Source organism: Anaerococcus lactolyticus S7-1-13, from assembly GCF_000758765.1.
Classification (GTDB): Bacteria; Bacillota; Clostridia; order Tissierellales; family Peptoniphilaceae; genus Anaerococcus; species Anaerococcus lactolyticus.
In genome coordinates this window covers 1-12,194 of record NZ_JRMW01000008.1, presented here as the reverse complement: position 1 = coordinate 12,194, position 12,194 = coordinate 1, and the positions used below count along the sequence as shown (strand labels likewise).

General features: G+C 34.7%; 14 protein-coding genes. 11 read left to right on the top strand and 3 right to left on the bottom strand.

Translation table 11 applies throughout. From position 1 onward, the window contains the following. Together HMPREF1630_RS09470 and HMPREF1630_RS00335 are read left to right on the top strand one after the other, a co-directional pair. Window positions 1–419 (top strand): hypothetical protein (locus HMPREF1630_RS09470; RefSeq protein ID WP_231549491.1); only part of this gene is annotated, 419 nt, incomplete at its 5' end. Between the two features lie 406 nt (window positions 420–825). Continuing rightward, window positions 826–3,819: a hypothetical protein gene (locus HMPREF1630_RS00335; protein WP_037325954.1), complete on the top strand. Its 2,994-nt coding sequence runs from the start codon at window positions 826–828 to the stop codon at window positions 3,817–3,819. Window positions 3,820–4,023: 204 nt separating this feature from the next. On the opposite strand, the gene HMPREF1630_RS00330 is transcribed toward HMPREF1630_RS00335, so the two are convergent. Further along, entirely contained in the window at window positions 4,024–4,611 is a 588-nt protein-coding gene (locus HMPREF1630_RS00330; RefSeq protein WP_037325953.1) for a PepSY domain-containing protein, read from the bottom strand. A 151-nt stretch (window positions 4,612–4,762) separates the two neighbouring features. Next, the gene (locus HMPREF1630_RS09185; RefSeq protein ID WP_050755255.1) at window positions 4,763–5,383 is read right to left on the bottom strand and encodes a PepSY domain-containing protein; all 621 of its coding nucleotides are present in this window, start codon (window positions 5,381–5,383) and stop codon (window positions 4,763–4,765) included. Between the two features lie 231 nt (window positions 5,384–5,614). Between HMPREF1630_RS09185 and HMPREF1630_RS00320 the strand changes: the two genes are divergently transcribed. From HMPREF1630_RS00320 to HMPREF1630_RS09400, 6 genes are all read left to right on the top strand, one after another. Next, complete coding sequence (locus HMPREF1630_RS00320; protein WP_037325951.1) at window positions 5,615–6,295, top strand: response regulator transcription factor; 681 nt, start codon at window positions 5,615–5,617, stop codon at window positions 6,293–6,295. Further along, entirely contained in the window at window positions 6,276–7,385 is a 1,110-nt protein-coding gene (locus HMPREF1630_RS00315; protein ID WP_004827146.1) for a sensor histidine kinase, read from the top strand. The genes HMPREF1630_RS00320 and HMPREF1630_RS00315 overlap by 20 nt, the downstream gene beginning before the upstream one ends. A 76-nt stretch (window positions 7,386–7,461) precedes the next feature. Next, window positions 7,462–7,596 carry a CD1871A family CXXC motif-containing protein gene (locus tag HMPREF1630_RS09695; protein ID WP_269319687.1) on the top strand — a complete coding sequence of 45 codons (135 nt, stop codon included), beginning with the start codon at window positions 7,462–7,464 and terminating at the stop codon, window positions 7,594–7,596. Beyond that, complete coding sequence (locus HMPREF1630_RS00310) at window positions 7,589–8,452, top strand: 4Fe-4S binding protein (protein ID WP_037325949.1); 864 nt, start codon at window positions 7,589–7,591, stop codon at window positions 8,450–8,452. The genes HMPREF1630_RS09695 and HMPREF1630_RS00310 overlap by 8 nt, the downstream gene beginning before the upstream one ends. Then, the gene (locus tag HMPREF1630_RS00305; RefSeq protein ID WP_037325947.1) at window positions 8,442–9,095 is read left to right on the top strand and encodes a TlpA disulfide reductase family protein; all 654 of its coding nucleotides are present in this window, start codon (window positions 8,442–8,444) and stop codon (window positions 9,093–9,095) included. The genes HMPREF1630_RS00310 and HMPREF1630_RS00305 overlap by 11 nt, the downstream gene beginning before the upstream one ends. 105 nt (window positions 9,096–9,200) lie before the next feature. Beyond that, window positions 9,201–9,362, top strand: a complete 162-nt coding sequence (locus HMPREF1630_RS09400) for a hypothetical protein (protein WP_156095795.1) — start codon at window positions 9,201–9,203, stop codon at window positions 9,360–9,362. A gap of 28 nt (window positions 9,363–9,390) precedes the next feature. Here the strand turns inward: HMPREF1630_RS09400 and HMPREF1630_RS00300 are convergent, their stop codons facing one another. Continuing rightward, window positions 9,391–10,248 carry a hypothetical protein gene (locus HMPREF1630_RS00300; RefSeq protein WP_037325946.1) on the bottom strand — a complete coding sequence of 286 codons (858 nt, stop codon included), beginning with the start codon at window positions 10,246–10,248 and terminating at the stop codon, window positions 9,391–9,393. A gap of 56 nt (window positions 10,249–10,304) precedes the next feature. Here HMPREF1630_RS00300 and HMPREF1630_RS00295 point away from each other — a divergent pair, with 56 nt between their 5' ends. Genes HMPREF1630_RS00295 through HMPREF1630_RS09395 form a run of 3 tightly spaced genes read left to right on the top strand, consistent with a single transcriptional unit; the run spans window position 10,305 to window position 11,994 of the window. After that, window positions 10,305–10,925 carry a hypothetical protein gene (locus tag HMPREF1630_RS00295; protein ID WP_052039334.1) on the top strand — a complete coding sequence of 207 codons (621 nt, stop codon included), beginning with the start codon at window positions 10,305–10,307 and terminating at the stop codon, window positions 10,923–10,925. Beyond that, window positions 10,922–11,815 carry a CPBP family intramembrane glutamic endopeptidase gene (locus tag HMPREF1630_RS00290; protein WP_037325944.1) on the top strand — a complete coding sequence of 298 codons (894 nt, stop codon included), beginning with the start codon at window positions 10,922–10,924 and terminating at the stop codon, window positions 11,813–11,815. Before HMPREF1630_RS00295 ends, HMPREF1630_RS00290 begins: the two co-directional genes overlap by 4 nt. 26 nt (window positions 11,816–11,841) lie before the next feature. Beyond that, on the top strand, window positions 11,842–11,994 hold the full coding sequence (locus HMPREF1630_RS09395) for an NINE protein (RefSeq protein WP_197049840.1): 153 nt from the start codon (window positions 11,842–11,844) through the stop codon (window positions 11,992–11,994). The last annotated feature ends 200 nt before the right edge of the window (window positions 11,995–12,194 follow it).

Genomic DNA, 12,194 nt, shown 5'->3' with positions numbered 1-12,194 from the left:
ATATTATGAAAAAAATAATTAAAATCATAGCCCTAATATTGATACTAACAGCCTGCTCATCTCAAGGCAAAGTCAAAAATCCTGCCACCCAGGAATACAAGGCAGGAACAGGCAATATTCAGGGGAATGTAGATGTAGAAAAGTATTTGAAAATAGATCAGAGATTTGACATAGGGGCAGACAAAAACGGAATGGCAGTTTTTAAAGATCCTCATGAAGCCTACCAAGCCCTAACAGAAAAATACTCCGACGGCATAAGTCTAATCCAAAAAGAATTTGACCTAGAAGATTTAAGCGAAACATCCTATGAAGACTACAAAACCTATGGTTGGCAAGTAGAAACAGGCAGTCCCGAAGAGCAAAATCAAGCAAAATTTATATCGGGATTTTTTGATATTTATGAAAATAGTTTTGAATAGAAGCTAAGGCGTCTACCATAGAAAAGGTAAGGTTCTAAAGGTTTATAAAAGCAAATGAAACTGGTCTCCGACTCATATCGGAGGCCAGTTTTTTGTTCATTTTTATTAATTGATGTTAATCTTTTTGTTATTAGCCACTTGTATTTGGAATAGATAGGCCATTTTTTTTTATATCCCTGTTGACGCGTTCCCTTGTGTGCATGAGATTTCTCTTTATAAGTTCATTTAACTCTTAACACAAAATTTACTGATTCAAATTAATTTTGATAAAGATAGTTGGATTTATTAATATAAATCAAAAAGCACAGGAAAGTGTAAAATATTTGCAATTAAGTTAAAAAAGGTTTATAATTTCTTTGATAGTGATAATAGTTATCACAATTAATGTATTATTTTAAGGAGTGTTATGAAAAACAAATATAGATTAGCCCTTTGCCTTGCTTTGTCAGGTGCAATTTTGGCAGGAACAACCAAGGGAGGAGTAATAAGTTATGACTCTTCTTCAATTATTAGTTATGCAAGTCAGAATAAAATAATAAAGTCAGCAGATGGCAACTTTTTATCATTTACTATAAGAATGAACGAAGATTTTGTAAAGAACATTAAAAGTGTAGAAGTAAATGGGAAAGTTTGGGAAAGTTATCACAATGGTCAAATTACCAAAAGCGGATATTATTATCTTAGCAAGGGAGTCGACTATCAAGGTTATGGTATTAAATTTGCAAATAAGTTTAAAAAGGATGATAAAGTCGTAATCAAAACAAGTGATAAGCAACTTTCTTTTACAATGAAGGGTAATTCTTTTAATTCATTTTCAGATAACATCCTAAATGATATAGTGGATATGGCTTCTGTTTCGTTTACAAATATCAATGCCCCATCAAAGCCAGACCCAGGTCAAAAACAACCTGATGGCCAAGCTGGTACAGAAGATGCTAGTAAGTATATAAAAAAGATTGAGACTAGTCTGGGGACTACCACTATAAGGATGGATGATGATTTTGTAAAAAGTATTGAAAGTATCGAAGTTAATGAAAAAAAATGGAAAGAAAAATCTGGTAGCGGTATCTCTGATAAGGGTCTTTATTACCTAAACAAGGGTGATGACGCTGATGGATGTGGTGTTAAGTTCGCTAAATTTGCTGAGGGCGATAGGGTTGTGATAAAGACAAAGGATAAAGAGCTATCTTTCACCGTTAATAATCCTAGTGACTCTGCCAGCTTTATAAAAAAGGGTTCATTAAAGGTTAAAAATATTTCAGATAAGACTCAACCAGACCCATCAAAGAAAGAGGATAATCCAGGCGCAAGTCAGGGAGAAACTCCAGATGAAAAAGAAATAAGCTTTGTATATAATTCAAACCCTGTGAGATATAATGTATTAAAATTATCTAAGGGCAAGCTTGATAAGTCTAAAGTAGAAAAACTTATTATTAATGGCGTAGTCCAAACAGAAGTATCCTCACCTTCAAGTGTTTATGGTAATGATAAATATGCTTTTTCACGCGATGGTGAGCTTTGTATTCAAAGTTTAGGTAACAATCACTCTCTTTCCATAACTTATGATGGCAAGGAATATAATTATTTATACAAAGATAATAAACTTGTTGAAAATAAGGATAAGAAAGAGATAAATTATCAAATTAAGCTTCATGGTGAGTTTGATTCGCTCTTAGTTGGTCAGAAAAAAATCGATGGTTATACTGGCGGAAGTGTTTCAGTTTCCAACAATCCTAATTCAGTTTCAGTTAAATACACTGACAAAGATAGTCCTAAGGATGAAGACTGGAAAAAACTAGATGGCAAGGGCTCTGAATTTACAGATATAAAGGCTGTTATTAGCGACCCAGAATCCGGCATTAGGCCTACATTCAACTATGGCTCTATAAGCCTTGAAGGAGATGTAAACAAAGAAGGTACTTTCCAAATATGGCTAGAAGCTACCGACGTTTCACGCAAGAAAATCATTTCCAACAAGGTGGATTGCCATGTCTACAAAGAAGGAAAAGATAAGCTAGAAGACCTTTTAATTACTGATAATTTTAGGCAGACCAAAGACGGGAAATATATGTGGGATATGAGACCTTGGAGAGTCACAAAATTCAGCGACTCTGAGGAAGTAATTGTTCCTCAGGGCCTAAAGGCTTGGTTTGGTTCTCATAAAAAGGACGTTTATGGTGAGCTAGGTTTTGAAACTCTAGAAGAACCAAGTCAAACCCTAGTTGTGGGCGAGGGAGCAAACCTAACCTTCAAGAGAATGAAAATCTTTGGATCTGTAAAAATAATTGTCAAAGACGGAGGAGTTTTAAACTTAGATGACTCAGTAGTTTTTGGAAAGATTGAAGTATCTAATGGTGGAAAAATAAATGTAAATTACAATCCATACAATGATAAAATCACAGATGGAGCATCAATTTCTGGACAAATCGTGCTTAAGGATGGAGCTATACTCGGCAAATCTTCTATTTATTCACACACTAATTGGCTCGGCCAAGGTAAACATGAAAATACAAATGACAAGCCAGTAATAAAAGTTGAAGGCAAGGTAAAAATAGAAGATGAAGTTTATATAAGGGGAGACCATGCCGCTACCCATTCAAAACACGGACAACCAGCCCTAGAAGTTGGTCCAAAGGGAGAAGTAGAAATAGGTGAAAATTCATCCTTATATTTATACGGTGGAGGTATGAACCACCTAACAGAAGTAGGTGGAGACGCTCTTATATTAAATGGTGGAAAGATAACTGGCAAGGGCAAACTTGTAGCTGTTGCAGGTGAAGGTATAGAAAAAAATGGCGGAAATGGTGTGTCTGGAAAAGGTACTATTTCAGTAGCCAAAGCCTATATCAGAGGTGGTAATGGTAAAAACCCTGGAAAGGCTCTTGAGTCTGATAAAATAAAATTTAATGGAACCAAGGGAACAACTATTGATGGAAAGGTACCTACAACTAAAGATCCAGCTGTTCCAGAAGATTACTGGCACAACACCTTCAGGCCATTAGAAAAGGTAATTAATAAAATCAACTCTGCCCTAGAGGAAAACAAGGATAAGCCTATAAAGTCTAGTCCAGCTGATAAGAAGGAAACCACTCCAGTAGTACCTTCAGGCAAGGAAAAACCTGCTGGCAAACAAAAAACTCACAGCACCTATGGAACATCACAAGGTGGAAGCACAAAGGATTATGGCCAAAAGAGAGATTTGAAAAAATATATAGATCAGCTCAAAGAGGCTATGATGGAGAATAAGATAGCAATTAAATCTGCTAAGTTTTTATTAGAAAATGCCCCAAAACAAGTGGCTCCAGTAAGAGATAAGCTAATAAAACTTGTGGAAAATGCTAATAATATCATAGAAAAATCTCAAAACATCCTAAAGAAGTTGGGAGAAATTGAAGATTAAAAATTGAGAAAAAGCTAGGAAATGAAATTTGGTAAATGCAAGCTAAGATTCGTATTAATTTGAAAAATCAGGCTTTAAATCCTAGGACCTTAAGGATGAATTGAGTAAAAGTCCTTAGGATAATTTCAAATTTGCCATATCTCAAAATGAAAACAAAAAACCAGGGCCTGGATTAAAAATTAATCCAAGCTCCTGGTTTTTTACTTATAGTATTTCTTTGTTTATGGCGTTGATTTTGATTTCCTTGCCATCTTCTAGTTCGATTTCGTATTTTTCACCATCGCCGTCGTTGATTAGTTTCCACTCTTTAATCTTGCCGCCACCGTTTGATTTTAGGGCTATATGCATAGCTTCTTCTGGTGGGATTGACTTCCCAAGATCAACAGGATTTTCTTTGTCATCCTTCTTTTCCTTTTCGGCATCGCTTGTTTCTGCTGTGTTGGCGTTTACCTTTAGCTTATATTCATCGCCATTTTTCTCACCTTCAAAGGTATAGAAAGCTTCGCCGTCTTCTTCTTCGTAGGTGACTTCTGTGAGCTTGTAAGGTGCGCCACCAACATGACTTTCAAACTTATAGCTTGCTGCCTTAAGTGTTACCTTGTTGTTTGGAAGAACAATTTCAGCTTCGCTTTCTTTATTATTTTCGTTCTTAGCCTCTTCTTTTCCTTCTTCAGTAGGGGTGTCAGCCTTTTCTTCTTGTTTTGTCTCTTCTTTGTTTTCTGTTTTATTTTGATTGCATCCAGCGAAAACAAAAGTGCTTGCTAGAAGTAGGGCTAATAATTTTTTATTCATATGTACTTCCTCTTTTTAATTTATTTACATGTATGACTATACCAAAGAGGGAAAATTTTACAAATTTTAAAGTTTAATGCAAAAACCTATCAATAAAAGTAAAAATTTGGAAAATAAAGATAAAAAATAGACCCGAGGGCCTATTTTAAAATTATTTGATTATTTCGCCTGTTGCTGCATCTATTTTGACATCATCGCCATTTTCTATATCTATGTCATAAACAGCCCTGCCATCATCTATTTCTAGCTCGTATTCTACAACCCAGGCATTTTCTGCTTGACCTTTTAGGGCTTTTTCCATGGCCTCTGTTGCTGGGATAATTTTATTGAAATCTAGGGCTAATTTGTTTGTATCATCATCTTCATCGATTTCTTCTTCTACGATTTTTCCATTATCTGCAATTTTTAGTTTATATTCTTTGCCATCTTTGAATCCTTCTATTTCGTAATCTAAGGCTTCGTTAAAGAATGTTAATTTTAGTTTTGATATATTTATAGATCCTACGGTTCCATCACCGAATTTGTGTTCGTGGAAGATTTTTACTGCTTCTTCTGGATTTGTAGGTACTTGTGGTATTGGATCTCTGTCTGGATCTATTAGTGAATTTTCGTCAGCATCTTTTTTGGTGTTTTTCACTTCCTTGACACCCTTGTTTTCAGTTGTTTGACTTTCTTCTTGTTTAGTTTCTTCTTTTGGTTTTACCGCTTGGTTGCCGCATGCACCTAAAACTAAGGTTGTTGCTAATATCAAGATTAATTTTTTACTTTTCACAAATTTACCTCCATGCAAAATTCTTCTTATTTTAAAGTGAATCTTAGGCTCTATCTTACAATACTTATACCCATCACAATCAAAATTACACTTAAGACCTATGATTTTACATTATTAGAAAAAAATTTGAGAATAACAAATTTAACACCAAGCAAGAAATCTTAACCATAATTTAATAGTATTGTGATATAATCAAGATGAAACAAACTACTTTCAAGGAAGGGTAAGGATATGAAGGTATTAATAGTTGAAGATGAATTAGACTTATTAGATTCCATAGCTGAGGGGCTCACCCTTATGGGTTATGTGACAGATAAGGCGAGCAATGGTGATGATGCAATTGATATGGCTTTTGTAGAAAGCTACGACCTAATAATTTTGGATGTGAATTTACCAGGTAAGGATGGGTTTGAAGTTTTAAGGTCTATTAGACAATTTAACAAGGAAATTGCTATAATCATGCTAACTGCAAGGTCTGATATAGAAGACAGGGTTAAAGGCCTAGACCTCGGTGCGAGCGATTATATGGTTAAGCCTTTTGCTTTAAAAGAGCTTGATGCTAGGATGCGTTCACACTTGAGGGGCAAGAAAATCCACCAGTCGACAGTAATAAATATTTCAGGTTTAAGTTTTGATACTATAAAAAGAGAAGCATCTTTTGATGGAAAAATTATTCCTCTTACAATCAAGGAAACAGGAATTTTGGAATACTTGTTTGTAAATTCAGAGCGTTTTATTTCGGCAGAAGAACTTATCGAACACGTTTGGGATTCAAATGCAGATGGATTTTCAAATACAGTTAGGGTCCACATGTCATCGCTTAGGAAAAAATTAAGGTCAGCCTGTGGTAAAAATTTAATTGAAAATGTAATTGGTAAGGGTTATAGGATTCATGAAACAGAAAATTTATGATTCGGTAGTCTTCAAGTTGATTCTGGCTGTTGTGGTGATTTTTATAATCATGCTCCTTGCTAGTATGTATCTAATTAACCGCAAACAGGCTATGGTAATTGATGCAGTAATTGAAGATATAAATGAAAATATGAGTTCGATGGATAGGTCCATGGTCCTATTTGTTGACTCATCCAAGCTCCAATCATTAAGTGATTTTACAGTTTATTTGATTCTTGTTATGTCTACTGTAATAATCCTAGGCTCCCTTTCCTTTGCCTTTATCATAAAAAAAATCCTCGCTCCCCTAAAAAAATTTCAAAAAAAATTAGGGGAAGTTGATATAGATAGGCCGGAAAGTTTTGAAAATCTGGTAATTCTCGATAACACCTCTAGTGAAATTGTTGAACTTTCACAGACCTTTGACAAGATGCTTAAAAAAATTTATGCCGACTACAAGAGACAGAAGGATTTTTCGTCAAATGTTGCCCATGAGTTAAGGACGCCAATCGCTGTTATGAAAAGTCAGCTTGATGTTTTTAGGCAAAAGACCGATGACGAGGATGCAAGAAAAATGCTAAGGGTGCTTGATAGCAATGTTAGTAAGCTAAATGGGCTTGTTGATGCCATCTTATCCTTGCGAAAAAAATCTAAGCTTAAATTTGTTGATGTAAACTTGGATATACTGGTCGATGAAATCATCCTTGACCTTGAGGATAAGGCCGAGGAGAATGGAATTGATCTTATAGTAAAAGATACTAATATTAGCCTTGTAACTGATGATGGTCTTCTTCAAAGGTTGGTTTTTAATATAGTTGAAAATGCTATTAAGTATAATAATCCGGGTGGAAAGGTAGAAATTTCTGCCAAGCAAGTTAAGGATATGGTGCAAATAATAGTTGCCGATACAGGTGTGGGAATTTCTCAGGCTGATAAGGAAAGAATTTTTGAACTTTTCTATCAAATTGATTCATCAAGAGGCCAGGAAGGTTTTGGCATAGGCTTGTCTTTATCAAAAACTATAGCAAATATGTTGGGAGCGACTATTGAAATTACAGATAATGAGCCTAAGGGTTCAATCTTTACTGTAAAAATCCCAAAGTCTTTATAAAAATTTAACAAAGTCTTTATTGGAATTTAACAAAGACTTTGATAGAATGTAGCTAATGAAAGAAAAGGTGGAAAAGATGAGAAAAAGAAAAACATACCTCCTCCTAGCTCTGAGCCTTGCCTTCATTGGCTTGGGGATCTATAGGAAAGAGGTTGATACAGTATTTATGAAGGCGATTAATTTGTGTTTGGAGTGTATAGGAATTGGATAAGTTAAAAAATTACAAAAAAATAATCATCCAAGCTCTATCCACCATCGCTCACAATTTTCATTTGGATAATTTCTTGAAGGGAAAAATCTACCAGGGAGCCGGCAAAAGGGCCTGCCTACCAGGGTTAAATTGTTATTCTTGCCCAGGTGCTGCAGGGTCTTGCCCAATAGGAAGCCTTCAGGCAGTGATAGGATCAAAAAAATATAAGTTTTCTTTTTATGTTGTAGGTCTTATTATGTTTTTTGGAGTGGTTTTCGGTAGACTTATATGCGGATTTTTGTGTCCGTTTGGATTTTTCCAAGACCTACTTCATAAGATTCCAAGCAAGAAATTTTCAACAAAAAAATTAAAGGTACTCAGGTATATTAAATATATAATACTCACTGGAATCCTAGTTGGGATTGGCTTTGCCCTAAAAGGGAAATTTGAAGTTGTACCTCCATATTTTTGTAAGTACCTTTGCCCTCAAGGTATAATGGAAGCGGCTATTCCCCTTGCAGCAAGAAACTTATCCTTAAGAGCAGCCCTTGGACCTTTATTCAGGTTTAAGTTTGTAATTTTGGTACTTACAATCATCTTGTCCATCGGATTTTTCAGACCATTTTGCAAATGGATTTGCCCGTTGGGAGCTTTCTATTCGCTCTTCAACAAGTATTCCATTTACCAATTGAAGTTAAACGAGGATAAGTGTATATCTTGTGGCAAGTGTGCGAGAGTTTGTAAGATGGATGTAGATATAAGACAGTCAACTACACATTTAGAATGTATCAGGTGTGGAGATTGTGTTAAGGCCTGTCCAACTAAGGCCATCATTAGTGAATTTATAAGAAAAAAAGGAGAAGAAAATGAAAAATAAAATAATTTTTGCATTAATGTTAGCAGGAGTGTTAGCAGGATGTGGAAAAAAAGAAGAAGCAAAAACAAAAGAAGATGTTGCACAAGAAGCTATAAGCCAAGCTGAACTTCCAGAAGGAGCTAAAATTACAAAGGATACAACAACTCCAATCGAAGAACCAAAGGTAGAAGGCGAAAAACCAAATACACTAGGAAAATTTGAAGCAAAAGACCAAGATGGCAAAAAATTTACCAACGAAGACTTCAAAAATTATGACGCTACAGTAATTAACCTATGGTTTACAGGTTGCTCTGCTTGCATAGATGAAATGCCAGAATTAAACAAAATTGCTGACGATTTCAAAAAGGATAAAAAGGTAAACTTCCTAACACTTTGTACAGATGCTGAGTATGACCAATCAACTATGGACGCCTTCAAGAGAATAGTTGGCGAAAACAAACCAACCTACCAAGCTCTTGGTGTTAAAAATGATGGCGAAATCAAAAAATACCTAGACCATGTATTTGCTTATCCAACAACAATCGTAGTTGACAAAAATGGAAATATTGTCGGCGAAGATGTGGTAGGAGCAATTACCGGAGAAGACCAATTAGCAAAATTAAAAGCAAATATAGACTTAGCTAAGAAGGCTTCAAACAAATAAAAACACTTTCCCCTATAAAAATTCTGTTTGCCCCGACTTTGTCGGGGTTTTCTTTTGCTTAAAATAAGTATTTTGATATAATAGGATATAGGAAAGGGAGAGAAAATGAGATATTTAAAAATTTTTATAATCACTTTGATAGTTACTGTTATAATGGAGTTTTTGTCAAAATTTCTTCTAAAAAAATATGGCACAGACAAAACCTTATCTATAATCAAAACTATAGCTGTAGTTGCTATAGCAATGTTTCTTAAAGAAATTATTTGAAAAAACGCAGGCTAGGGTGTCTGCGTTTCTAGTTTATTCCTAAAAGCAAATAGGAAAGATATTTATTTTTTATCTTGTAAATTATTTCGCTTGCTATATAAGAAGCGAGGACGGCTATAATTGAAATGGCGAGACTTTCTATATCAAATCCAAGTTTAATTATTACAAAGATAGCTGGGTAGACATAAATCAGGGTAAAGATTTGATAGTCTAAAAAGCTCATTGTTGCTTCTTCGGTGATGGTCTTTAGGATGAGGTAGGCTAGGGGGAAAATTGTTAGCAAAAATCCGTAATCGAATTTCAAATAAAATTCCTTTAGGTATATTTCTCCGAAGACCATGATTATAGCAAGAATTAAAAGGGCAGGGTTGAGCCTTGAAGCTGATCTTAACCTGATTGCCATTACATAGAAACTAAAATATAGGAAGAAATCTTCAAAGGGTTCAAGAGCATATAGCCTCTTGCTAAAAATTATTAGAAGGTAAAGGCCCAGAGAGAAGGCTCCTATTATTGATGTTGCTAGGCTGCCTACAAGTTTATTAAAGATTAGTTCTAGGATAAAAAAAACTCCTACCATGACCATCAGCTTATAAAGGCTGGTGATGATTTGTATAAGGTCGCTAGGAATTTTTGTAGAAAAACCTCCCCTAACTACTAAAGCCACTAGTAGGCTATGGAGGATAAGGGGGCCAAACATGATGGCGACTTTCTTTGTTTCTATAAAAGAAATCTTAAAGGCTAGGTAGGCAATTATATAAGATGTTAGTGCCCTTGTTATTAAATTTTCATCAATTGATAGACTTGTAGCGATGAAGGCCTTAAACACCAGACATATGAGAGCTAGGATTGTAAGACTTGCCGCTAAATTATTTTTTACATACTTCATACATTTATCATATCATAAAATTAGAGAAATGGTATAATATTTAAAAGGATGGAATTATGGATAGACGCAAAAGAAGTGAAAATAAAGAATATAAAAATCCTAAGACCAGAGAGAAAAAGAGACGTGTGAGGGAAAAAAGACGTAAGAGAAGGACTTTTGGCCCTTATATTTTAATTTTTATTCTCCTTTCTGCCTCTATATTTTTTGGCGTAAGGAGCTTATCTCACAATGTCGAAAGGACTGTGGCTAGGATAGAAAAAGCTATTAAGACTGACGATACAGCCTTCATGGAAGCAAATATGGATAGGCTTGATGTTATTTTTGAAGTCCTAAAAAAATCTTATTCTGATGATGAAGAAAAACAGGATGAGTTTGTAAGAAATAATTTTAAAAACCTTGATATAAAATTTTTAAACAAGCTTGACATAGACGGGGGTGTGGAAGTCACACTAAAGATTTCAAATGTAAACTACGTTACTTGTTTTGATAAGATTAAGCACCTAGAAGAAGCCAACCAACACGAGGCCTACATGAGAGAGTTATCAAAAGATGGAGCAGAAGTAAAAAGTACTGATGCAAAAATATTTCTTAAGAAAAAACTTTTTGGCTATGAAATTTTTGAGTCGAGAGACTTTATAAATGGCATAATTGGTGGTGCCTTGGATTTGGTCAAATGATAGCAAATAGATCAATAAAACAGACAGAAACAGCCCGTAATATAAATCCGGTAATTATTACCGTCATCCTTTCACTTCTGGTAATAATTCCCCAATACGTGCTGGGGATAATCATAAAATTAAGACAAAATATAGAGCCTATAGACAAGTTTTTTACATTTATCGACAAAAAAAACTTGTCTTTCTTGCTGATAATTTATGCCACAGCCTTAACCTTAATTTTAGCCTATATATTTGCAAGAAAAATCTTAAAAAGAAACAACTTATCCTTGGGACTTGTAGATGAGAATAAAATTATAAACTACGGGAAAGGCATACTCTTAGGATTTTTTTTCCTAACCATCGTAGTCCTAATCTTAAAAGTCACAGGCTTTGCAGAAATCAGGAAAAATCCAGCAGGCTTTAACATTAAAATCTTTTTGCTCTTTGTTCCAGCTTGGATGCTCCAAGGTTTTGAAGAAGAATTTCTCCTAAGGGCAATTTTGATGAACCAAATGTCAGCTTTTGGCAAGATAGGGCTCGCAATCATAGCCAACTCCCTAATATTTTCAATCCTTCATTTAGGAAATGCAGGCATTAGCGTCATGTCCTTCATAAATATTTTTTTGCTAGGTCTGGTGTTTTCATTAATATTTTACCTAAAAGGCTCAATCTATATGGCAGGAGCCACCCATTCTATTTGGAACATGACCATGGCTAACATCTACGGCATAACAGTCTCCGGCAACAAGTCAGTAGGAGTAACTTACTTCACCACAAACTTAAAGGGTCCCGACCTAATCTCAGGAGGAGGCTTTGGAGTCGAGGGAAGTATAATAACCACCATAGTCCTAGGCATTTTATTAATAATTTTAAGCAGAAAAGCAAAAAAGAAATCTTGCGGAAGTTAGGCAAGATTTTTTTGTTAAAAAAATTTATGAAGGCTCATAAGTTTTATGCAGGTAAAATTGGTTCTGGCATTCTATATCTTATATTTGTCTGGACATTTATTCAAGCTTTTGTTGCCCTTATAGAACTAATTGCAGCTTTATTAAAACCAGCAGACGCAAATGGAAATATTATTGTATAGATGATTTGAAATTATAAAAAAGACCTCGGTTGAGGTATTTTAATTTGTAACAGACTTAAATTGCAGGATGTTAATGGTTATTCCGACTATACAACACATTGATATAAAAAATAAGGGGCTGTTGCATAAGTCCCAACATAGAAAAAAGACGAGGAAACTAAACATCCTCGTCTTTTTCTGATACAATGTATTTATGAAAC

What these genes read in the sequence shown, in the direction of transcription:
- HMPREF1630_RS00335 (WP_037325954.1), top strand. Translation starts at nt 826, where the DNA reads ATGAAAAACAAATATAGATTAGCCCTTTGCCTTGCTTTGTCAGGTGCA.
- HMPREF1630_RS00330 (WP_037325953.1), bottom strand. Translation starts at nt 4,611, where the DNA reads ATGAATAAAAAATTATTAGCCCTACTTCTAGCAAGCACTTTTGTTTTC.
- HMPREF1630_RS00320 (WP_037325951.1), top strand. Translation starts at nt 5,615, where the DNA reads ATGAAGGTATTAATAGTTGAAGATGAATTAGACTTATTAGATTCCATA.
- HMPREF1630_RS00315 (WP_004827146.1), top strand. Translation starts at nt 6,276, where the DNA reads ATGAAACAGAAAATTTATGATTCGGTAGTCTTCAAGTTGATTCTGGCT.
- HMPREF1630_RS09695 (WP_269319687.1), top strand. Translation starts at nt 7,462, where the DNA reads ATGAGAAAAAGAAAAACATACCTCCTCCTAGCTCTGAGCCTTGCCTTC.
- HMPREF1630_RS00305 (WP_037325947.1), top strand. Translation starts at nt 8,442, where the DNA reads ATGAAAAATAAAATAATTTTTGCATTAATGTTAGCAGGAGTGTTAGCA.
- HMPREF1630_RS09400 (WP_156095795.1), top strand. Translation starts at nt 9,201, where the DNA reads ATGAGATATTTAAAAATTTTTATAATCACTTTGATAGTTACTGTTATA.
- HMPREF1630_RS00300 (WP_037325946.1), bottom strand. Translation starts at nt 10,248, where the DNA reads ATGAAGTATGTAAAAAATAATTTAGCGGCAAGTCTTACAATCCTAGCT.
- HMPREF1630_RS00295 (WP_052039334.1), top strand. Translation starts at nt 10,305, where the DNA reads ATGGATAGACGCAAAAGAAGTGAAAATAAAGAATATAAAAATCCTAAG.
- HMPREF1630_RS00290 (WP_037325944.1), top strand. Translation starts at nt 10,922, where the DNA reads ATGATAGCAAATAGATCAATAAAACAGACAGAAACAGCCCGTAATATA.
- HMPREF1630_RS09395 (WP_197049840.1), top strand. Translation starts at nt 11,842, where the DNA reads ATGAAGGCTCATAAGTTTTATGCAGGTAAAATTGGTTCTGGCATTCTA.